This is a genomic window from Streptomyces sp. NPDC060000 (assembly GCF_042737375.1).
Lineage (GTDB): Bacteria > Actinomycetota > Actinomycetes > Streptomycetales > Streptomycetaceae > Streptomyces.
The window spans coordinates 1-22,682 of sequence record NZ_JBHWUU010000062.1; the positions used below are offsets into that span (position 1 = coordinate 1).

11 protein-coding genes and 1 pseudogene are annotated in these 22,682 nt (G+C 72.5%); 9 read left to right on the forward strand and 3 right to left on the reverse strand.

What is annotated here, in order from left to right:
- Positions 1-682: 682 nt before the first annotated feature.
- Positions 683-1,891: a nucleotide sugar dehydrogenase gene (locus ACFWBB_RS28845; RefSeq protein WP_385278146.1), complete on the reverse strand. Its 1,209-nt coding sequence runs from the start codon at positions 1,889-1,891 to the stop codon at positions 683-685.
- A gap of 343 nt (positions 1,892-2,234) precedes the next feature.
- Between ACFWBB_RS28845 and ACFWBB_RS28850 the strand changes: the two genes are divergently transcribed.
- On the forward strand, positions 2,235-3,941 hold the full coding sequence (locus ACFWBB_RS28850; protein WP_385278148.1) for a glycerol-3-phosphate dehydrogenase/oxidase: 1,707 nt from the start codon (positions 2,235-2,237) through the stop codon (positions 3,939-3,941).
- A gap of 448 nt (positions 3,942-4,389) precedes the next feature.
- On the opposite strand, the gene ACFWBB_RS28855 is transcribed toward ACFWBB_RS28850, so the two are convergent.
- On the reverse strand, positions 4,390-5,415 hold the full coding sequence (locus ACFWBB_RS28855) for a serine hydrolase domain-containing protein (RefSeq protein ID WP_385278150.1): 1,026 nt from the start codon (positions 5,413-5,415) through the stop codon (positions 4,390-4,392).
- A 269-nt stretch (positions 5,416-5,684) separates the two neighbouring features.
- Between ACFWBB_RS28855 and ACFWBB_RS28860 the strand changes: the two genes are divergently transcribed.
- From ACFWBB_RS28860 to ACFWBB_RS28895, 8 genes and pseudogenes are all read left to right on the forward strand, one after another.
- Entirely contained in the window at positions 5,685-7,910 is a 2,226-nt protein-coding gene (locus tag ACFWBB_RS28860; protein WP_385278220.1) for a serine/threonine-protein kinase, read from the forward strand.
- Positions 7,911-8,112: 202 nt separating this feature from the next.
- Positions 8,113-10,893, forward strand: a complete 2,781-nt coding sequence (locus ACFWBB_RS28865) for a protein kinase (protein WP_385278152.1) — start codon at positions 8,113-8,115, stop codon at positions 10,891-10,893.
- 169 nt (positions 10,894-11,062) lie between these two features.
- Complete coding sequence (locus ACFWBB_RS28870) at positions 11,063-12,751, forward strand: serine/threonine-protein kinase (RefSeq protein WP_385278154.1); 1,689 nt, start codon at positions 11,063-11,065, stop codon at positions 12,749-12,751.
- A 105-nt stretch (positions 12,752-12,856) separates the two neighbouring features.
- Positions 12,857-14,521 (forward strand): protein kinase, encoded by a 1,665-nt coding sequence (locus tag ACFWBB_RS28875; RefSeq protein WP_385278156.1) that lies wholly within the window; start codon positions 12,857-12,859, stop codon positions 14,519-14,521.
- Positions 14,522-14,613: 92 nt separating this feature from the next.
- The gene (locus ACFWBB_RS28880; protein ID WP_385278158.1) at positions 14,614-16,299 is read left to right on the forward strand and encodes a serine/threonine-protein kinase; all 1,686 of its coding nucleotides are present in this window, start codon (positions 14,614-14,616) and stop codon (positions 16,297-16,299) included.
- Between the two features lie 295 nt (positions 16,300-16,594).
- A pseudogene (locus tag ACFWBB_RS28885) lies at positions 16,595-17,536 on the forward strand (serine/threonine-protein kinase); the annotation flags it as partial.
- A 209-nt stretch (positions 17,537-17,745) separates the two neighbouring features.
- Complete coding sequence (locus tag ACFWBB_RS28890; protein ID WP_385278160.1) at positions 17,746-19,389, forward strand: succinic semialdehyde dehydrogenase; 1,644 nt, start codon at positions 17,746-17,748, stop codon at positions 19,387-19,389.
- Between the two features lie 69 nt (positions 19,390-19,458).
- Positions 19,459-21,237, forward strand: coding sequence for a GMC family oxidoreductase N-terminal domain-containing protein (locus ACFWBB_RS28895; protein WP_385278162.1), 1,779 nt, complete (start codon positions 19,459-19,461; stop codon positions 21,235-21,237).
- A 230-nt stretch (positions 21,238-21,467) separates the two neighbouring features.
- On the opposite strand, the gene ACFWBB_RS28900 is transcribed toward ACFWBB_RS28895, so the two are convergent.
- Positions 21,468-22,499 carry an LPXTG cell wall anchor domain-containing protein gene (locus ACFWBB_RS28900; RefSeq protein ID WP_385278164.1) on the reverse strand — a complete coding sequence of 344 codons (1,032 nt, stop codon included), beginning with the start codon at positions 22,497-22,499 and terminating at the stop codon, positions 21,468-21,470.
- Positions 22,500-22,682: the final 183 nt, after the last annotated feature.

A 22,682-nucleotide genomic window follows, 5' to 3' on the forward strand; every position in this document is an offset into this window, starting at 1 on the left:
TTTTTTTTACGCGCCGGGGGTGGTTCTGCTGGGGGGGGGCCTGGGGGGGGGGGGGCACCGCGCGCTGGGGGGTGGGGGCGGGCCCCTTTCGTATGCCCGCGGGGACCGGGGCGTGTGGCGTGGGGTGGGGGCGCTCGGTTGCGTTCGGGAGGGAAGTGGGCTGGTCAGGGGGGTCGCGGGCGGTAGCGTCCGGATCGGCGCCCCAGTTGTGTGGGGTGCCCCCTTCCAAGGACATGGGTCCGGACCCCGGCCCTCGGGGCCCGGCCCGAGTTCCTGAACGTGCCGTTCACCGGGTCATGGGCGGCGTCGTGGAAGGGGGCGCCCATGGGCCGTCACCGCAAGCCCACCCGCTGGGACCGATGCCGTCTTCGGACGGTGCAGTGCCGGAGGAGGTGGATCTTGCGTCTTTTCGGATGGTGAGCGGCCGCCCCCATACCGACTAGGGGCGGACACTCCGTGATCCATCCTGGAGCCTGCCGCAGTATCGGCTGCGGTGGGCTCCACCTGTTGCGGACGATGAGCGGCCGCCCCCACACACACTAGGGGCGGACACTCCGTGATCCATCCTGGAGCCTGCCGCAGTGACCGCTGCGGTGGGCTCCACCTGTTTCGTACGTTACCGGCGGGCCGTGCCGTACGCCACCAGCCCCCGGAGCACGGGGCGGCCGTGTGCGCCCCGGGCTCACAACCGGTGCGCCGCCCCCGTAGGGGTGGCCCCCCGCGTGTCCAGCAGCAGCTGTGCCTTCACCGACAGCCCCTGGAGGTCGTACGTCCGGTGCTGCTGGAGGAGGATCGTCAGGTCGGCCTCGGCGGCGGCCTCGTAGAGGGAGTCGGCGCGCGGCACCGGGCGGTCCAGGACGCTCCAGGACGGGACGTGCGGGTCGTTGTAGCTGACGGCGGCGCCGAGCTCCATCAGGCGGACCGCGATCTCGCGCGCGGGGGTGTTCTGCTGGTCGGCGAGGTCGGGCTTGTAGGTGACGCCGAGCAGCAGCACGCGCGCGCCCCGCGCCGACTTGCCGTGCTCGTTGAGGAGGGCGGCGGCGCGCTGGACGACGTAGCGGGGCATGCGGTTGTTGACCTGCTGGGCCAGCTCGACCATGCGCAGCGGACTGCCGGGGTGGCCGGTGCTGTCCAGGGGGACGGAGTGGCCGCCGACACCGGGACCGGGGCGGAAGGCCTCGAAGCCGAAGGGCTTGGTCTCCGCGCAGCGGACGACGTCCCACAGGTCGACGCCCAGGTCGTGGCAGAGGACGGCCATCTCGTTGACGAGGGCGATGTTGACGTGCCGGAAGTTGGTCTCCAGGAGCTGCACGGTCTCGGCCTCCCGCAGGCCACGCGCGCGTACCACCTTGTCGGTGAGACGGCCGTAGAACGCGGCGGCGGACTCGGTGCACGCGGGGGTGAGGCCGCCGATGACCTTCGGAGTGTTGGCCGGGGTGAAGGTGCGGCTGCCGGGGTCGACCCGGCTGGGGGAGTAGGCGAGGTGGAAGTCGCGGCCCGCGCGAAGGCCGGACATCTCCTCCAGGAGCGGCCGCAGGAATTCCTCCGTGGCCCCGGGGTACACGGGCGACTCGAGGATCACGGTGGTGTGCGGGCGCAGGTGTCCGGCGAGAGTGCGGGCGGCCGCCTCCACCTGGCTCAGGTCGAGTCCGCCGTCCGTGTCACGCGGGGTCGGGGCGCAGATCACGGCGGTGCGCACCCGGCCCAGTTCGGCGGGGTTGGTGGCGGGCCGGAAGCCTCCCGAGAGCATCCTGCGCAGTTCGGCGGGGCTGAGGGAGCCGGCCTCGGGGCCGGTGCGGTAGCCGATGGTGGGGATGCCGGCGGCCACGGCGGCCTGGGCCACGGGCAGGCCGAGCGGGCCGAGTCCGATGACGGCGAGATCTGCGGGCATGGCGTATGCCGTCCTTCCCAGTAACCGAGGTGGGACAGGTGCGCAAGCCCTGTGGACAGAGTGGACGAGCGCAATGTCAGACTAGGAGTAAATATGACCGTTATGCGGGATTGATCGACTGTGTTGGTCGGCTGTGTCGATCGAGCAGCTCGGGCGGTGTCCTGATCGGCCGGGACCGGCCGTGTTGTCCGGAAGGCCGGTTCAGGTTCCGTGAGAGTTGTCCACAGGCTGGGGGCGAGTGGTGGCTGAAGTCGGGCAACGCGGTCAGAATTTGGGCATGGGGGATACGAACCGGATCTCGCCCTGAGGGTGCGGCCGGCGCGATCTACAGCGGGAGGCAGCGGTGAGGACAGCGACACTGGGGCCGGCGCAGCGAGCCGAGTCACTGGCAGCCATGGCCGAGCGTGAACTGGACGTGCTGGTGGTGGGAGCCGGTGTGGTCGGCGCGGGCACCGCCCTGGACGCCGTGACGCGCGGCCTTTCCACGGGGCTGGTCGAGGCACGCGACTGGGCTTCGGGCACCTCGAGCAGGTCCAGCAAGTTGATCCACGGTGGACTGCGCTACCTGGAGATGCTCGACTTCGCACTCGTGCGGGAAGCGCTGAAGGAGCGCGGGCTGCTGCTGGAGCGGCTCGCTCCGCATCTGGTGAAGCCGGTGCCCTTCCTGTATCCGCTCCAGCACAAGGGCTGGGAACGCCTGTACGCCGGTTCCGGCGTCGCGCTCTACGACGCGATGTCCATGGCCCGCGGGCACGGCCGTGGCCTGCCGATGCACCGCCATCTGACCCGGGGGCACGCCCTGCGCGTCGCGCCCGCCTTGAAGAAGGACGCACTGGTCGGCGCGTTGCAGTACTACGACGCCCAGATGGACGACGCCCGCTTCGTCGCCACCCTGGTGCGCACGGCCGCGGCCTACGGCGCGAAGGCGGCCAACCGCGCGCGGGTGACCGGTTTCCTGCGCGAGGGCGAACGCGTCGTGGGCGCGCGGGTGCAGGACGTCGAGGGGGGCGGGGAGTACGAGATCCGCGCCCGGCAGGTCGTCAACGCCACCGGTGTGTGGACCGACGACACCCAGGCGATGGTGGGCGAGCGCGGGCAGTTCCACGTCCGCGCGTCCAAGGGCATCCACCTCGTCGTGCCGAGGGACCGGATCAGTTCCACCACCGGGCTGATCCTGCGCACCGAGAAGTCCGTGCTGTTCGTCATCCCCTGGGGCCGGCACTGGATCGTCGGCACCACCGACACCGACTGGGACCTCGACAAGGCCCATCCGGCCGCCTCCAGCGCGGACATCGACTATCTGCTGGAGCACGTGAACTCGGTGCTGAGGGTGCCGCTGACCCGCGACGACGTCGAGGGTGTCTACGCCGGGCTGCGGCCGCTGCTGGCCGGCGAGTCCGACGCCACCAGCAAGCTGTCGCGGGAACACACCGTCGCGCATCCGGTGCCGGGGCTGGTGGTGGTCGCGGGCGGCAAGTACACGACGTACCGGGTGATGGCGAAGGACGCGGTCGACGAGGCGGTGCGCGGCCTCGACCAGCGGGTCGCCGACTGCGTCACGGAGGACGTGCCGCTGATGGGCGCGGAGGGTTACCGGGCGCTGTGGAACGCACGGGCGCGGATCGCCGCTCGGACCGGCCTGCACGTGGTGCGGGTGGAGCATCTGCTGAACCGCTTCGGGGCGATGGCGGAGGAGGTGCTGGATCTCATCGTCGCGGACCCGGCGCTGGGCGAGCCGCTCCAGTTCGCCGACGACTATCTGCGCGCCGAGATCGTCTATGCCGCCTCCCACGAGGGGGCACGGCACCTGGACGATGTCCTGACGCGCCGTACCCGCATCTCCATCGAGACCTTCGACCGCGGCACGCGCAGCGCCCGCGAGGCCGCCGAGCTGATGGCGCCGGTCCTCGGGTGGGACAAGGACCGCATCGAGCGCGAGGTCCAGCACTACGAGAAGCGGGTCGAGGCCGAGCGGGAGTCCCAGCGCCAGCCCGACGACCTGACGGCGGACGCGGCCCGACTGGGAGCCCCCGACATCGCACCCGTCTGAACCCACCCGCCCGGTGGTCGGGCGCCGGGTCCCGGGGTGCCGCGGGCGGGTCCCGGGATGCCTCGGGCCGGTTCGGGCTCGTCCCGGGCCGGTTCTGGCTCACCCTGGGGCCGGCTCCCGCTGCCCTTGCCCCCCGGACCGGCTCCCGCTGCCCTCGCCCCCCAGACCGGCTCCGCTGCCCTCGCGCCCGTGACCGGTCTCCGGATTGTCCCCGGGCCGGATCCGGCTGTCCCGGATCGGCCTGGGTGGCCCGTACACGGTTTGCTTGCCCTCGGCCGGGCTCCGGACCTCGCGGCTCCGGGCCGGACCTCAGGGCCCAGCCTTTGTGGCTCCGGGCCGGACCTGGCGGCCCGGAGCCCGGCTCGCGTGGGCCGGAACAGGCTCTCGCCCGGCTGTTTCACTCGAACGGGTGTCGTGAGTCGGGATCTTCGTTCGGAACCGGCTCGTTCTACGGAATGCGAGGGCAGAACTCGGCGGCGAGCAAGGCCGGTTCGAGGCCGGGGTCTGCGATCGCCGTCGTGTTCACGCGAAACGTGAGGACACGCCGACCGTCGACGGTGGCCGCGGTGCGCACGTAGCTGCCGGAGATCCGGCCGTTGTGTCCCCACACCGTGACGCCGCACGGGAGTCTCGCGGGGAACAGGCCCATGCCGTACGAGCCGTGTGCGGTACGGGTGTCGAGCATCTCGCGCAGCCGGCGTGGGGGCAGCAGTTCGCCGCCGAGCAGTGCCGCGTAGAAGCGGTCCAGGTCGGCGAGCGTGGTCACCAGCTCGCCCGCGGCCCCGGCCACCCGCGGGTCGAGTTCGGTGACGTCGGTCCCGTCCGAGTCGAAGGCGCGGCCGTGCGGGGAGGGCAGAGAGGTGCGGGAGCCGGGGAAGGAGGTGCCCGTCAGACGCAGGGGAGCGATGATCCTCCGCTCGGCCTCCATGGCGTACGAGCGGCCGGTGACCTGCTCGACGACCAGGCCGAGCAGGACGTAGTTGGTGTTGGAGTAGGCGAAGCGGCCGCGGTCGGCCGGAGGGTGGGTGACAGCGATTCGGACGGCTTGAAGCGGAGTGAGAGGTACGGCGCCCTCGGTGTCCTGGGTGAAGTCGTACAGGCCGCTGGTGTGAGTGAGCAGGGAACGCAGGGTCAGCGCGCGCCCGTCGTTGCCCGCCCCGCGCACCAGACCCGGCAGGTGCGACTCCACCGTGTCGGACAGCGACAGCCGGTGCTCGTCGGCCAGTTGCAGCACGACGGTCGCGAGGAAGGTCTTCGTGATGCTGCCGGCCCGGAAGTGGTCGGACCGGGAGATGCCCGGGCCCGCCTCCGCGTAGCGGGTGCCGCTCTCCTCATGGGCCAGCAGGGCGGCGGCGGGCGCCCTGCCCCGGCTGAGGAGCAGCGCGAGGAGGCGGTCCGTGTGCGGCACGGGGGTCGCCTGCGGACCGGCCGTGAACAGGCCGAGGAGCGCGAGGGCCGCGGGCGCGGCCGCCATGCTCCGAAGTGGCGCGAACACGGCTCCTCCAGCATTCGCTCTTCCCCGGCTCGCTCATCATCCAGGGACGGTCACGTCCCACCTCACCCGGTACCCGCTCCTCGGAGGGGGCTCGTGGGGCTCCCTGGCCGGAGCGTGCTGCACCTTCTGGCCGGAATGCTCCGCTCCTGAGTACGGTCGCGAGGGGATGAGGGGCACCCTGGGCGTCGGGCACTTGTCGGGTGAGGGACAATGAAGGCTCTGTCAGGGCGGGTTGCATGAGGGGACGCATGTCGGAGGCGGAGCGGGCGGGAGCATCCCGTCAGGACAAGAGCGCACGTCTCCTCGCCGGGCGGTACCGGCTGGGAGATGTACTCGGCCGCGGCGGCATGGGGACGGTGTGGCGCGCCGAGGACGAGACCCTCGGACGCACGGTCGCCGTCAAGGAGCTGCGGTTCCCGGGGAACATCGACGAGGACGAGAAGCGCCGGCTGATCACGCGGACGCTGCGCGAGGCCAAGGCCATCGCGCGGATCCGCAACAACAGCGCGGTGACGGTCTTCGACGTGGTCGAGGAGGACGACCGGCCGTGGATCGTGATGGAACTCGTCGAGGGCAAGTCGCTCGCCGAGGTCATCCGTGAGGACGGCGTGCTGGAACCGAAGCGTGCGGCGGAGGTCGGGCTGGCCATCCTCGACGTGCTGCGTTCGGCGCACCGCGAGGGCATCCTGCACCGTGACGTGAAACCGTCGAACGTGCTGATCGCCGAGGACGGCCGGGTCGTGCTGACCGACTTCGGCATCGCCCAGGTCGAGGGCGACCCGTCGATCACCTCCACCGGCATGCTCGTCGGCGCGCCCTCGTACATCTCCCCGGAGCGGGCCCGCGGTCACAAGCCGGGACCGGCGGCCGACCTGTGGTCGCTCGGCGGTCTGCTGTACGCGTCGGTCGAGGGTTCACCCCCGTACGACAAGGGTTCGGCGATCGCCACGCTCACCGCGGTGATGACCGAGCAGTTGGAGGAGCCGAAGAACGCGGGTCCGCTGACGGACGTCATCTACGGCCTGCTCACCAAGGATCCCGCACGGCGGCTCGACGACGCCGGTGCGCGGGCCATGCTCAACGCGGTGCTCCACGCGCCCGAGCCGCGGCACGCCGAGGCGGCGGACGCGACGAAGGTCGTGCCGCTGCCCGCGCTGCCGGACGCCTCGAACGGCAAGGGGAGTTCGGCGGGTGCGGAGGCGGGCGAGAAGCTGCGCGGCGCGTTCCGGTCGGTGCGGAAGGCCGCCGTCGCGGCGGGCGCCGCGACCTCGGCGGCCGCGGCCCGCGCCAAGTCGTCGAACGGGACGAGCGCTTCCGGTTCCGTGAGCGCGACCGAGGCGCAGAAGAGCGGGGCGCAGGAGGGTGGGGCGGCTCGGGGAACCGGGGCCACCGCCTCGTCCGCCGCCGCGCCCGTGGCCCCGGCCTCCCGGCCCGCCACGGGATCGGCACCGGCGTCGGCTCCGGCCTCGGCGCCGAGGCCGGCGTCCGGGCCGGGGTCCGGCGGGGCGTCGTCCGCCGCGTCCGTTCCGGCGGCCCGCTCCGGTTCCGGTTCGGGTGCCGGGTCCGGCGCATGGACAGGTTCAGGCGCGGGTTCCGGCACGGGTGCTGGTGCTGGTGCTGGTGCTGGTGCTGGTGCTGGTGTCGGGTCCGGGTCCGGGTCTGGGGTCAATGGCGGGGGTGCCGGGCGCAGCTCCGGGTGGCCCGTGATGACGCCGCCCGATCTGCCGCCGCGGCCCGTGCCCCGGGCGCCGCTGACCGACGTGGTGCCCAAGCGCACGCTGGTGATCATCGCCGTGGTCGTGGTGCTCGCGGTGCTCGGCACCGTGCTTGCCATCACGCTCGGCGGTGACGACGACACCGCCAACGGCTCGCCGGGCGGCGCTGGTTCCCGGGCGGTGGCCGGCGGGAGCACGAGCGCCGACACCAAGGAGGACGAGGGCAGCGGGACCCGTACGGACGGGTCGTCCTCACAGTCCGGCGCGCCGACCGGTTCCGCGACGGGCGACACCTCCACGGCCGGGGGCACCGGGTCCGGGGGCACCGGGGCGACGACGACGCACAAGGGCGGGCAGGGGTACTCGATCAGGCTGCCCGCGGGGTGGAAGTTCAAGTCCTCGGACTCCGCGGGGGACCGCTTCACCGGCCCGGACGGCCAGAAGCTGCTCGTCGCCTGGACGACCACGCCCAAGGACGACCCCGTCGCCGACTGGAAGAACCAGGAGCGCGGCATGAAGCGCTCGCAGTACAAGAAGATCCGGATAGACCAGGTGGACTACCGCGGCTGGAACACGGCCGACTGGGAGTTCACCTACACGGACGGCGGGACGGCGTACCGCACCATCGACCGCGGATTCGTCGTGAACGACAGTCAGGGGTACGCGCTGATGTACACGGCGAAGTCCGCCGCGTGGGGCACCGAACTGCGGCGGACCACCTGGACGGCGCTCGCGGACTCCTTCACGCCGAAGAAGTGACAGCCGCCGAGTGGCAGACACCTTGCAACCCCGGGCAACCGTTGTCGGGGCGTGAGATCTGGGCATCCCCTCTTTGCAGGTTGCCTCCGGCACGTATCGTGAGTGCTTGCGGACCGTACGCATCCAGCTATACGGCTGGATACGGCTGTAACGGCTCGCAACACGAACGGGATTGACCGACCGGGCGGCCGGGGGAGGCAACGTGGACGACTATGCGGGTCGGGTGCTCGTCGACCGCTACCGCCTGCCGTTGCCGCCCTCCGACGAGTACGAACTCACCGAGACGCGGGCCTTCGACACCTACAGCGGACAGGAAGTACTGGTCCGCCAGGTCCCGTTGCCCGAGGTCGTCGAGGCGGAGGTGCTCGACGCCGAAGGGCTGCCCGAGGGGTTCCAGGCGCGGGAAAGCGGGGCGCGGCGGCCGAGGACGCGAGGCGTCGGCGCGGGTGAGGGGACCCGACGGCCCGCCGACCCCGTCGTGCGGCGTGCGATGGAGGCGGCGCAGGCCACGGCGAGCATTCCCGACCACCCGCGGCTCGACCAGGTCTTCGACGTGTTCGCGGAGAGCGGTTCGCTGTGGATAGTGAGTGAGCTGGTGGCCGCACGGCCGCTGGCGGCACTGCTCGCCGAGAAGCCCCTGACGCCGTACCGGGCGGCCGAGGTCGCCTCCGACGTGCTCATGGCACTGCGGGTGCTGCACGCCCACGGCTGGGTGCACCGGAACATCACCGCGCGCACGGTCCTCGTCTGCGACGACGGGCGGGTCATGCTGACCGGCCTGGCGGTCGGCGCGGCGGAAGAGGCGCTGTGCGGGTACGACCCGGTGCCGACCGAGGACCCGGCGGCGGGCACGCGGGGTGTGACGGACTCGCCTCGGGGTTCCACCGGCCCCCTTCAACCGGACGGCCCGGGGGCTCTCGGCGGCCCGGAAAGTTCCAGCGGCCCCGGCCCCGGTGTCTCTGGGGGCCCGGTTGGTCCCGGTGGTGGCGGTTCCGCAGGATTCGGTGCGCCACAGGGTGTTGGCGGGCCTGGTGGTTCCGGTGGTTCCGGTGGGATCGAGGGCTTTGGTGGATTTGGTGGTTCTGTCGGGATCGGTTCCGGTGGGGACGGGCTCGGTTCCGGTGGGGACGGGCTCGGTGGCGGTGCGGTCGATCCGGAGGCGGCTCGGCGGGCCGCAATAGAGGCGCGGGGGTCCGGTGCGCTGCCGGTCCCGTCGGGTGAACCGTCCGGCGGGGGCGGGACGGTGGCCCGCAGGGCGCCCATGGACACCGGCGGAGACATCCGCGCCGCCCGTGCCGGGGCGATCGCCGCGTACCGTGCGGGAGCGCGGGCGGCGGCCCGGGTGCAGGAGGCCCAGGAGGCGCAGCAGAACGGACGCGCGGCGCTGCCGGGCGCCCGGAATCCGGCCGACGGCGGCCACGGGACCGGGGGAGGCAACCCTCCCGGGCAGATCGCCGACCCCTATGGCGTCTCGGGTGCGCCCCTGCCCGGCGCGCCCATGTCCGGCCCGGCCGGGTACGGACAGGGGTCGTCCGCTCACGTCCACAGCATCGGCCCCGGTTCCGTCGGCTCACCGCAGGCTTCCGCTCCGGCGCCGCACGCTTCGCTCACACCCGCCCCCGGCGCACAGATCCCCGTCCAGGGTCAGGGTCAGGGGCAGCGTTGGGGCGAGTCGGCGGACGGGGTGTCGGGGAGTGCCGTCCGGCGTGGGCCCGCCACCGCGTTGGCCGCCGAGCGGGCGCGGCAGGCGCGGATGGCCGTGGTCGGGCCGGTCACCGAACGGTGGGCGCCCGAGCAGGCCGGACCGGTGCACGAGAACTGGCAGTTGGCCGCGCCGATCGGCCCCGCGACCGACCTGTGGGCGCTGGGCGCGCTGCTGTTCCGGGCCGTACAGGGGCACGCGCCCTACCCGGAGGAGTCGACGGCCGAGCTGGTGCAGCTGGTGTGCGCCGAGCCGCCCGCCTTCGCCGAGGAGTGCGGTCCGCTCAGGCCGGTCGTCGAGTCGCTGCTGCGCCAGGACCCGACGGAGCGACTCGACTTCGAGGAGCTGCGGGGCTGGCTGCGCTCACTGGTGCGGTCCGCGCCGGAGCCGGAGGCGGGGACGTATGTCGTCGCCGCGCCGCCGACCGATCCGCGCCGGCTGCCGATCGTGCGCCGCAGGGGCGAACTGGTGCGCAGACGGCGCGCCGGTCTGCCCGCGACACACGGGCGGCACAAGCGCGGCCGGCCGGAGACGGACCGTTCGCCCCGCAGCCTGGGCCGCACCCTGCTGGTGCTGATCCTGCTCGTGCTGGCCGCGGCGATCGCGTACGCCCTGATGTTCATGCCGAAGTCGGGCGAGGAGGACGCGGCCGGTACGGACGGTTCCCGGCGGACCGGGGCCACCGGGGTGCCGGACGGCCAGGCACCCGACGCGAGCAGCGCGCCCCGGCCCGACCAGACCTCGCCGGGCACCGGTTCCTCCGCGGCCACGGCGTCCTCGGCGGCGGAGGCCACCCAGACGCAGACCGGCGGGTCCGGGACGGGCGTCGCCGACGGGTTCACCGTCCGCGCGGACGAGGCCGGCTTCAAGGTCGCCGTGGCCAACGGCTGGGACCGCTCGCCGAAGAACGGGCGTGGCCAGGTCGTGTACGCGCACGGTGACTTCGAGCTGATCGTCGTACCCGGACGCGACAGCGCGTCGTCGAACGGCAGCGACCCGATGGCCTATCAGCGGGAGAAGGAGAGCGAGCTCCAGCCGTACCGTGACTCCAGCTGGGCGACGGCCTCCGGGCTGCGCACGACGACGGTGGGTTCGCGGACCATGGCCGAGGGGCAGTTCACCTGGACCGACGGCGGCGGACAGGAGCTGTACGTCCGCAACGTCGCGATCCTCATCTCGGGGCGGTACCACATCGTGCAGGTCAGGGGGCCGGAGGCCGAGCGGGACGAGGTCACCCGGCTGTTCGAGCAGGCGTCGGCGACTTACCAGTACACCGGCTGAGCGTCCGCCTGGCCCCAACCCGCCGCAACCGGTTCCCGTCCGGTTCCGCTCCGGCCGTGGAAGCGACAACCGTCACAGTGCTGTCTCCATGGGACCCCGCTGGTTCCCCGGAAGCGGCCCGGTCTTTACGCTGACCCTGTCAAGAGCATTGCGGGGCAACGTGAATCAGATGCAGGGCCTGCTCCTGGCGGGTCGCTACCGGCTCGCCGACGCCATCGGGAGCGGCGGCATGGGCCGGGTGTGGCGTGCGCACGACGAGCTGCTCCACCGGGCAGTCGCCATCAAGGAGTTGACGGCCGCGCTCTATGTCGCGGAGAGCGACCAGGCCGTCCTGCTGGCGCGGACCAGGGCGGAGGCCCGGGCAGCCGCGCGGATCAACCACTCGGCCGTGGTCACCGTGCACGACGTGCTGGAGCACGACGGCCGCCCGTGGATCGTGATGGAGCTGGTCGAGGGCCGCTCGCTGGCCGACGCCGTCAAGGAGGACGGGCGGGTGGAGCCCGCCGAGGCGGCCCGGATCGGGCTGTGGGTGCTGCGTGCCCTGCGTGCGGCGCACTCCGCCGGGGTCCTGCACCGTGACGTCAAGCCCGGCAACGTGCTTCTCTCCGACGACGGCCGCGTCCTCCTCACCGACTTCGGCATCGCCCAGATCGAGGGTGACAGCACCATCACGCGGACCGGGGAAGTCGTCGGCTCGGTGGACTACCTGGCGCCCGAGCGCGTGCGCGGCCACGACCCCGGCCCGTCCTCCGACCTGTGGGCACTGGGCGCGACGCTGTACACGGCGGTCGAGGGACGGTCGCCGTTCCGCCGCACCTCGCCGCTGACCACTCTTCAGGCCGTGGTCGAGGAGGAGGCCGCCGATCCCCGTTACGCGGGCCCGCTCGGTCCGGTCATCACCGCCCTGCTGCGCAAGGACCCGGCCGCCCGCCCCGACACCGCCGAGGCCGAGCAGCTCCTCGCCGAGGCGGCCGACGGACGACGCCCCAACGGGGCACAGGCGTATGTGCCGACGCAGTTCGGTGGGCCCGACCGGGCCACCGGGGATCACCACCCCGCGGCACACCCCCTGTCCCCTCCCACCTCGTACGTACCGGTGGCACCGGCCGCGCCGACGCCCGTACCCGGCCATCCCGTGACCGAGCCGACCGCCGTGGGGCCGACGAATCCGGGCCCGGGCCCGGCCATCCGGCCGGGCCGGCCGCGCCGTCGGCGTCTGCTCGCGCTCGTGGTCGTCCTCGCCGCCCTGGTAGGCGGGGGTACGGCGGTGGCGTGGCAGAAGTGGGACGAGGGGCGGCAGGGGAACGGCGGGTCCGCATCGCCGTCCGTCTCGTCGAGCCAGAGCACCCCCGCCGGGACGGACACCCCCGCCCAAGAAGGGGCCGTACCGAACTCCTGGCAGCCGGTCGACGATCCGCTGGGCTTCGGGCTCTCCCTGCCCGAGGGGTGGGAGCGCAACGTGTACCAGGACGACGGCGACCTCAAGCAGATCGACTACACACCCGACGGCGGCAAGCACTTCGTCCGTATCGCCCTCGACAGGTCCCCCGACTTCAGTGACCCGTACGCGCATCAGGTCGACCTCGAACAGCAGCTCCAGCGGCTCGTCGACTACAACCGGGTCACCCTGGAGCAGAACGTCTACCGGGACCGCGCCGGCTCCGAATGGGAGTACACCTGGACCGCGTTGGCGAAGGACTCGGACTTTCCCGGGCCGCGCCGCGCGATCGAGGAGACGTACATGGCCCGCGACGGCAGCGAGTACGTGATCTACATGTCCTCGCCCGCCGAGGACTGGACCGCGGCGGCCAAGCAGTTCAAGTCCGTACTGCAGAGCTGGCGCGAGCCGACTTCGTAGGGTTCCGGCCATGTGGTGCCGTCGGCCGGCTCGTGGCGGGCCGGTCCCGTTAGTTGGCCGGACGGCGCCCCGGAGGCGTGGTGTCCGGTGGGGCATGATGGGCCCATGGGGACCGAGGGGGGCCGGGACGGCGCACGGGTCATCGCGGGCCGTTACCGGCTGGACGCGAGGCTCGGGCGCGGGGGCATGGGGATCGTGTGGGGCGCCACCGACCAGCTGCTGGGACGCCGTGTCGCCGTCAAGGAGCTGACCCAGGACGACACGCTCTCCGCCGAGGAGGCGCGCGGGCGCCGCGACCGGACCCTGCGCGAGGCCCGGGCGGTGGCCCAGCTGAGCCACCCGCACATCATCGTCGTGCACGACGTCGTCGAGGACGGCGAACGCCCGTACATCGTCATGGAGTTGATCGACGGCGGTTCGCTCGCCGACCGGATCGCCGCACAGGGGCCGATCGAGCCCGAGGAGGCGGCGAGGATCGGTATCGCCCTGCTCGGCGCCCTGCGCGCGGCGCACGCGGCCGGGGTCCTGCACCGGGACATCAAGCCCGCCAACGTCCTGCTCGAACGCGACAGCGACCGTGTCGTCCTCACCGACTTCGGCATCGCGCAGGTCGCGGGCGCCACGACGCTCACCGAGACGGGGTCGTTCGTCGGTTCGCCCGAGTACACCGCGCCGGAGCGGATGTCGGGGGCGCGGACCGGCGCGGAGTCCGACCTGTGGTCGCTCGGCGCGCTGCTGTGCACGGCGCTGAGCGGTGAGTCCCCGTTCCGCCGCGACTCGTTGGGCGGGATCCTGCACGCCGTCGTCTTCGCCGAGATCAGGACACCCGCACAGGCCGCGCCGCTGCTGCCCGTCGTGCGGGGACTGCTGGAGCGTGATCCGGACCGGCGGCTGGGTGCCGCTGAGGCGGAACGGCTGCTGCGCGCCTTCCTGGACACCGGGCGTACGCCGCCGCCGGTGTCGTCGGGGTACACGCCGACCCAGGCGGACCTGCCCCAGCCGCGGTGGGAGCCGCCGGCCCGGGAGCGCTCCACGCGGGGTGTGCTCGTGGCCGCGCTGCTGGTCGCCGCGATGGCGGGGGCGGGCATCTCGGCGGCGGCGCTGCTGGTGAACGGCGACGGCGACGGCGGGCGAACACCCACGAGTTCGGCGCCGGGAGCCTCGGTGAGCGGCCCGGCCAGCCCCGCGCCGACCTCGGCCGAGGGGTCCTCGGCGGCCCGGTCCCCGTCCGGTTCCGCCACCTCGTCCCGGTCCTCCGCGCCCACCACTGCCGCTACGGCCGGCTCGGCGTCCCCCGCCTCCGACGACCGTCCCGGCACGCCGACGGCCCCCTCCGGTTACCGGGTGGCGGAGGATCCCGCCGGGTTCGCGCTCGCCGTGCCGGAGGACTTCACGCGGCTGCCGCAGGGCGAGCGGGTCTTCTACCTGTCCCCGGGGCAGGTCTTCCGGCTCGGCATCAAGGTCGCCGCCACGCAGTCCGGCGGACCGTCGGCCGTGATGAAGCGCGCGGCCGCCCAGGGCTCGGACACCAACCCGGGTTATCACGACGGCCGGGTCACCGAGACCAGCCACGGCGGAGGGCCCGCCGCCCTCTGGGAGTTCACCTGGAACGGCTTCAGCGCGGCGGAGGGGCCCCGGCACACGTACGACCTGTGCTGGGAGGAGGGCGGCCTGCTGTACGACGTGTGGGTGTCGGCGCCGGTCGGGAAGGTGCGGGAGGCGCGGGAGTACTTCGACGTCGCGGTCGACACGTTCACCGTATCGACCTAAACGGGAGATAAGGAACGTCACGCGTCACGGGTCTGTGACCGGTGGCCGCTGCCGGTGGATACCGGCCTGCCTGGCGCGATATGCATGGACCCATGAGCCACAACGGGGGCGCCGGCCACGAGGCCGACGAGACGACGAGTTTTGTTCTGCAACCACCGCAGCCGCCGCACCTGTCACAGCCGCAGCCGCCATCACTGCCCCAGCCGCCGCACCTGCCCCAGCCGCCGCAGTCGCCGCACCCCGCGCGGCCGCAGCAGGGCGCGGTGCCCGCCCAGGTCGCCCCGACGCAGGAACCGGGCGTCGGGCGGCTCATCGCGGGACGCTACCGGCTGCTCGCCAAGCTCGGGCACGGCGGCATGGGCACGGTGTGGCGGGCCAAGGACGAGACGGTGGACCGCGAGGTCGCCGTCAAGGAACCCCGGGTACCGGACCATCTTCCCGAACGCGAACAGGCCAACGTGTTCGAGCGGATGCGCCGCGAGGCGCGGGCCGCGGCCCGGCTGGACCATCCGGCCGTCGTGAACGTGCACGATGTGGCGGTCGTCGACGGCCGGCCGTGGATCGTGATGGAGCTGGTCCACGGGCGTTCACTCGGCGACACCCTCCAGGAGGGAACGCTCAGCGCGCGTGAGGCGGCCCGGATCGGCCTGGAAGTGCTCGGGGCGCTGGAGGCCGCGCACGCGGCGGGCATCCTGCACCGGGACGTGAAGCCGGACAACATCCTCCTCGGCCGCCACGACCGCATCGTGCTCACCGACTTCGGCATCGCCCAGATCGAGGGCGAGACGAACCTGACCGACACCGGTGGCATCGTCGGCTCGCCCGAGTACATAGCCCCCGAGCGGGTGCTGGGCCAGCGTCCCGGCCCGGCCGCCGATCTGTGGTCCCTGGGCGTGGTGCTGTACGCGGCGACGGAGGGCGTCTCGCCGTTCCGCCGCAGCAACACCCCGGCCACGCTCCAGTCCGTTCTCAACGCCGTGCCCGCGCCGCCCGCCGCCGCTCAGGGCCCGCTCGCCGAGGCCGTCAACGGCCTGCTGGAGAAGGACCCGACGCGCCGCCCGCCCGCAGCGCGGGTACGGGTCCTGCTGGAGGCGGCCGCGAACCCGCCCGAGCCCCAGGCCACGCAGGTCGTGCGGCACCCGGAAGTCCCCCGCGTGCGGCGAAGGTTCGGCCGGACGGCGTGGACCGGGCTCGGCGCGGCGGTCGTCGCGGCGGCGGTGGCGGTGTACCTGGTGGTCGCCGACCCGTTCGCGGGGCCGCTGCCGGACGGCTGGAAGACGAAGCACGAGCAGGACGTCACCGCGACGCTGGCGGTGCCCGCGAGCTATGTGCGCAGCGAGCCGGAGAAGAAGACCGACGGCCTCTGGGTCAGTTACACCGACCCGAGCGGCGCGATCTCGGTCGTCCTGGAGGTGAACCGCAGGGCGGCGGACGCCAACCACGAGATCAAGGCCTCCGCGGCCGCCGAGATGTACGCCGACGACGGCGACTTCAAGGAGTCCGGCAGTTACGAGCTCGACATGCCGAAGGGGCCGAAGACCCGGACGGACGGCGACGAGACCTTCCACGGCCGGAAGGCGGCCGGGAACACGGTCTTCTACACCACCGGCGACAGCCAGGAACCCGCCCCGCGCGAGCTCAGGATCCTGTACTACAAGTCCGCCGGCGGTGACATGTACAAGTTTTTGATCGGCTACCCGGGCAAGGGCGACTTCACCGAGCGGGGCCGCGAGGTGGCCCGCACCGCGATCGCCAACCTCAAGATCGACAAGCTCTAGACCGACGACTTCTCGGTCGGCGAGTTCTGGACCGGCGAGTTCTGGGCCGACGAACTCCGGACCGGCAGGTTCTGGACCGGCACGTTTCGGACCGTCCGGGTGTGATGGCGCCCCGGTGTCGTCCCGAACTCGGCTGCCAGCCGGACCCGTGTCCTCGAACGGGTCTCGGATCAGCAGGAGTTGGTTATCCCCGCGTACTTCGGCGGTTCGGGCGCGGTGGAGGTGCGACGGCGGGAAGCGGGACGGTTCGCCCTGGGCGGGTGAGGGGCCCGGTGATCGTGGTAGTCATGGAGGCATGAGCAACGACGGGCGTCCCGGCGGCGCCGACAGCCGTACGGTGGGCGGGCGTTACCGGCTGCTGGAACGTATCGGCTCCGGCGGGACGGGCACCGTCTGGCGGGCGCTCGATGAGCTCACGGGGCGCGAAGTCGCCGTCAAGCAGCCCCGGTCAGCGGGTGATCCGCGGGACGACTTCCACCGCAGGGCCGCCCGCCGCCTGCACCGCGAGGCCCGGGCCGCCGCCCGCGTCGACCACCCCTCCGCCGTCGCCATCCACGACGTGGTGGTGGAGGAGGGGCCGGGGGCCGCCGCAGAGGGCGGACTCCCCTGGATAGTCATGGAACTGGTCCGCGGCGAGTCGCTGCACGAAGTACTGGAGCGCGGCCCGCTGGATCCGGCCGTGGCCGCCCGGATCGGCCTTGCCGTCCTGGGCGCCCTGCGCGCCGCGCACTCCGTCGGGATCGTCCACCGGGACCTGAAGCCCGCCAACGTCCTGCTCGGGCCTCCCCCGCTCCCGACATCGCTCGAGCGGGGGCACCCCCACGGCCGTGTCGTCCTCACCGGCTTCGGCATAGTCCCTGCCCAGGGCGAGGAATCCCGCACCGCCGACGGCGGGTCCGCCGGCTCGCTGGAGTTCGCCGCCCCCGAGCGGCTGTCCGGGCGCGGCGCGGGTCCCGCCTGCGACCTGTGGTCCCTCGGCGTCCTGCTGTACACGGCCGTCGAGGGCCGGTCCCCGTTCCGCCGTACGACCGTGGAGTCCACGCTCGCCGCGATCGTCGCCGCCGACCCGCCTGAGCCGCGGCGGGCCGGCCCGCTCGGCCCGCTCGTCGGACGGCTTCTGGTGCGCGACCCGGTACGGCGGCCCGGCCCGGCGGAGGTCGCCGCGACACTGGCGGCGGTGGCGGGAGGCCGGCCGGGGCCGGTCCCCGCCGGGGAGGAGGGACCGGAGGAGGCCGCCTTCCCGGACGCGCCGGACGCGCCGGACGAGCAGCAGGTCACGGCGGTGTTCGAAGAGGCGCGCGACCGCCTGGAGATCGGTAAATGACCGGGCACAACGTCCTGATCAGCAGGTTTCTTGCCAGTGAACGCTGGCGCCGTGTGTGCGGTCGGTGAAACCGTATTACCGGCGGGTACCCAAAGTCTTCCCCACGTCATACCCTGCGCCTCATGACGGACTCGCAGGCCCCGGAAAAGACCGGCACCGAGATCAGTGGGAAGACCACGACCGGTACCAACCCCCTCGCCCCCGCGCCCACCGGCGTCCGTACCGCCGCAGACGTGGTCACCCCGGAGCTGGTCGCCCAGCTCACCAAGGGCGTGACCGGCTCCGGCCGTACGGCCAACCACACGCCGTTCACCGGCGGGAAGCTGGCCGACCTGCCCGAGTCCACCCCCGACGACGTACTGAAGGCCTTCGAGGCGGCCCGCAAGGCGCAGGCGGTCTGGGAGCGGACGCCCGTACGGGAGCGCGCCGCCGTCCTGCTCCGCTTCCACGACCTGGTGCTGGAGCGCCAGGCCGAGGTGCTCGACCTGATCCAGCTGGAGACCGGCAAGGCCCGTCTGCACGCCCACGAGGAGGTGCAGGCGGTGGCCGTCGCCGCCCGGCACTACGGCCGCAAGGCCCCCGCCTACCTCCGCCCCAAGCGGCACGCCGGCGCCATGCCGACGCTGACGAAGGTCACCGAACTGCGCCACCCGCGCGGTGTCGTGGGCCAGATCGCCCCGTGGAACTACCCGCTGGAGCTGTCGGTCGGCGACGCGCTGCCCGCGTTCGTCGCCGGCAACGCGGTGGTGATGAAGCCGGACACCGAGACCTGCCTGACCGCCCTCTGGGCCCGTGACCTGCTGGTCGAGGCGGGGCTGCCCGCCGACGTCTTCCAGGTCGTCCTCGGTGAGGGTCCCGTCATCGGCCCGGAGGTCGTGCGGCACGCCGACTACGTCTCCTTCACCGGCTCCACCCGCACCGGCCGTGAGGTCGCGCAGGGCGCCGCCGCCCGTCTCGTCGGCGTCTCCCTCGAACTCGGCGGCAAGAACGCCATGCTGGTGCTCGAGGACGCGGACATCGAGAAGGCCGCCGCCGGCGCCGTCCGCGCCTGCTTCTCCTCGGCGGGCCAGCTCTGCATCTCCATCGAGCGGCTGTACGTCCACGAGTCGATCGCGGACGCCTTCCTCGAGCGCTTCGCCGCCCGCACCAGGGCCATGCGTCTGGGCACCTCCCTCGCCTACGGCGCCGACATGGGCTCCCTGGTGGGCGAGCGCCAGCTGGAGACCGTGACCCGGCATGTGGAGGAGGCCGTCGCCAAGGGCGCCAAGGTCGTCGCGGGCGGCGTCGCCCGCCCGGACGTCGGCCCGTACTTCTTCGAGCCGACGATCCTCGACGAAGTGACGGAACCCATGTCCGTCTGCACCGAGGAGACCTTCGGCCCGGTCGTCTCGATCTACCGCTTCAAGACCGACGACGAGGCTGTCGAACTCGCCAACTCCACGCCGTACGGCCTGAACTCGTCGGTCTGGACGAAGGACGGCCGCCGCGGCCGGGAGGTCGCCTCCCGGGTGCGGGCCGGCACGGTGAACGTCAACGAGGGCTACGCCTCGGCCTACGGCAGCGTCCAGTCCCCGATGGGCGGCATGAAGGACTCCGGTCTCGGCCGCCGCCACGGCTCCGAGGGAATCCTCAAGTACACCGAGGCCCAGACGATCGCCCAGCAGCGCCTGCTGCCGATGGCCCCGGCGCTGGGCATGGACGACGAGAAGTACGCGGAGTTCATGAGCAGGAGCCTGAAGCTGATGAAGGCCTTCCGCTTCCGCTAGAGCGGCCCGCGCTGGAGCGGCCCGCGCCGGAGCGCACCCCACCACACCCGTTCTCAACGAGGAGAGCATGTGTCCCAGGACGCTTACGACTACGACGTCCTCGTCGTCGGCTCGGGCTTCGGCGGCTCGGTGACCGCCCTGCGCCTGACGGAGAAGGGCTACCGCGTGGGCGTCCTGGAGGCGGGCCGTCGCTTCACCCGGGAGTCGCTGCCCAGGAACTCCTGGGATCTGAAGAACTACCTCTGGGCCCCCAAACTCGGCATGTACGGCATCCAGCGCATCCATCTCCTGGGCAACGTCATGGTGCTGGCCGGCGCGGGCGTGGGCGGTGGCTCCCTCAACTACGCCAACACCCTCTACGTACCGCCGAAGCCCTTCTTCGACGACCCCCAGTGGCGCGACATCACCGACTGGCAGGAGGAGCTGAAGCCGTACTACGACCAGGCGCGGCGCATGCTGGGTGTACGGCTCAACCCGACGACGACCCCCTCCGACGTGCACCTGAAGGCGGCCGCCGAGCGGATGGGCGTCGGCGACACCTTCCACATGGCGCCGGTCGGTGTGTTCTTCGGGGACGGGGAGGACGGCGACGGGTCGGCGAAGGCGAAGCCGGGGGAGCAGGTCGCCGACCCCTACTTCGGCGGCGCGGGCCCGGCCCGCAGGGCCTGCACCGAGTGCGGCGAGTGCATGACCGGCTGCCGGCACGGCGCGAAGAACACCCTGAACGAGAACTATCTCCACCTCGCGGAGAAGGCGGGCGCGGTCGTGCACCCGCTGACGACGGTCGTGTCCGTCACGGACGACTCCCAGGGCGGCTACGCGGTCGCCACCCTCCCCACCGACGACCGCCGCAAGGCGCGGGGCCGGGTCTTCAAGGCCCGCCGCGTGGTTCTCGCCGCAGGCACCTACGGCACCCAGACGCTGCTGCACCGGATGAAGGCGAACCGCCAACTCCCCTACCTCTCGGACCGGTTGGGTGAGCTGACCCGCACCAACTCGGAGGCGCTGGTCGGCGCGCAGACCGACGACCGCCGATATCGCAAGGTGACGGGCGCGGCGAAGGTGGACTTCACGCGCGGGGTCGCCATCACCTCGTCCGTCCACCCGGACGACAGCACCCACATCGAGCCGGTCCGCTACGGCAAGGGCTCCAACTCGATGGGCGGTCTGTCGATCCTGCAGGTGCCGTACGCGGAGGGATCGTCGCGGGTCGCCGGCTGGCTGGCGAACGCGGCCCGCCACCCTCTCCTCGTCCTGCGCTCGCTCTCCAACCGCCGCTGGTCGGAGCGGACCATCATCGGCCTGGTGATGCAGTCCCTGGACAACTCGCTGACGATGTATCTGAAGCCGGCGGGCCTGGGCCGGGGCCTGCTGACGGCACGGCAGGGGCACGGCGCCCCCAACCCCAAGCAGATCAGGGCCGCTTCGGAGGCCGCCTCGGCGATCGCCGCAGACATCAACGGCTTCGCCGGTTCCAACGTGGGCGAGCTGATGGGCACCCCGCTCACCGCGCACTTCCTCGGCGGCTGTCCGATCGGCGACTCGCGCGAGACGGGCGTCATCGACCCGTACCACCGCCTCTACGGCCACCCCGGGATCTCCGTCGTCGACGGCGCGGCGGTCTCGGCGAACCTGGGTGTGAACCCGTCGCTCACCATCACCGCCCAGGCCGAACGCGCGATGTCGTACTGGCCGAACAAGGGCGAGACGGACCTCCGGCCGGCGCAGGGGGCGGCCTACGAGCGGCTGAAGCCGGTGGAACCCGTCAGTCCGGCGGTGCCGGCGGAGGCGTTCGGCGCGCTGCGCCTGCCGTTCCTGGGGATGCCGGCCGTCCCGCCCAGGCCATAGGCAGGCCGTCCCGCCCAAGTCATGGGCCGGCAGGCCGTCCCGCCCAAGTCACGGGCCGGCAGGCCGTCCCGCCCAAGTCACGGGCCGGCAGGCCGTCCCGCCCGGGCCGTAGGCCGTCCCGCCCGGGTCAAGGGCAGGCCGTCCCGCCCGGGCGATGGCCGATCGGGCAATAGGCGAAGGGACCTGCGCCCCCCTCCGAGCGCAGGTCCCTTCGCTGGTCTCGATACGCGTTACGCGTGCGTGCCGGCCTTGCGGCGACGGGCCGTGAAGACCGCACCGGCGCCGGCCACCACGGCGACCCCGCCGACCAGGCCGATCATCGGCAGCGCGGAGTTCGAACCGGTCGAGGCCAGGCTGCCGCTGATCGGCTTGGCGCCGCCCTGGGGCTTGGCGCCGTCGGTGGGCTTGTCGCCGTTCGGCTTGGCGTCGTCGACGCCGTCCGCGTCGTTGCCGGAGGCGAGGATCTCGACGTCGTAGTAGTCACCGTTGAAGTGGCAGTCGGAGTCGTCGCCCACGTACAGGGCGTCGCTCAGCGCCAGCGCGGAGCCCGCCGGGGCCGACGCCTTGACCTTCACACGGAGGTCGAGAGTGGCGGAGGAGTCCGCCTCCAGCTCGTCCAGCTGGGCCAGGAAGGAGCCCGTGATGTTGACCGTCTTGCCGTTCTCGTCCTCGTAGGAGTCCTGGTAGGCGTTGGTCCACTTACCGTCCTCCTTGACCTGGACGACCGCGAGGCCCTCGGACAGCCAGGCGTCCGTGTCGTCGGCGTAGTCCAGGAACACGGCCATGTACACGTTCTTGAAGTCCACGTCGGAGTCGTTCCCGACCTCGTACGTGAAGTCGTGCCAGCCGGAACCGGCGACGATCTTGCTGGGCAGACCCTTGATCTCGGCCGTGAGCTTCTCGTCCAGGTCGAAGGTCTTGCAGTCCGTGTCCGGGTCGAACCCGCCCTCGCTCGCCGACGGGCTCGCGGAGGCCTTCCCCGAGCCGGAGGCGGACGGCGACGAGCTGCCGGACGGGGAGCTGGACGCGCTGCCGCTCTGCGACCCGGACGCCGACGGGGACGAGGTGCCGGACTCCGAGGCGGAGGCGGACGCGCTCGAGTCGCTCGAACCGGACGGCGAGGCGGAGGTGTCGTCCGAAGCGGACGAGCCGGCCGACGGCGATCCGCTCTCCTCCGCGAAGGCGGCGGGCGCGGACAGCAGGGCGAGCGGCACGATGACGGCCGTCGCGGCCACGGTGACGAGCGTGCGGCGAAGCTTCATGAAGACCTCGGAAAGACGGTGGGGAGGCCTTCCGCATGGGGGTGTGGGAGTGGGCCTTGGGTCGGTAGGTGTGACAGGCGACGGTTGGGAACAGTTGTACCGGGCTCACAGAATCCTTATGTGTCCCGCGTCACACATCTGTCGGCCGGAGGTCTCCCACGTCGGTCCCGCACTCCTGCTCGA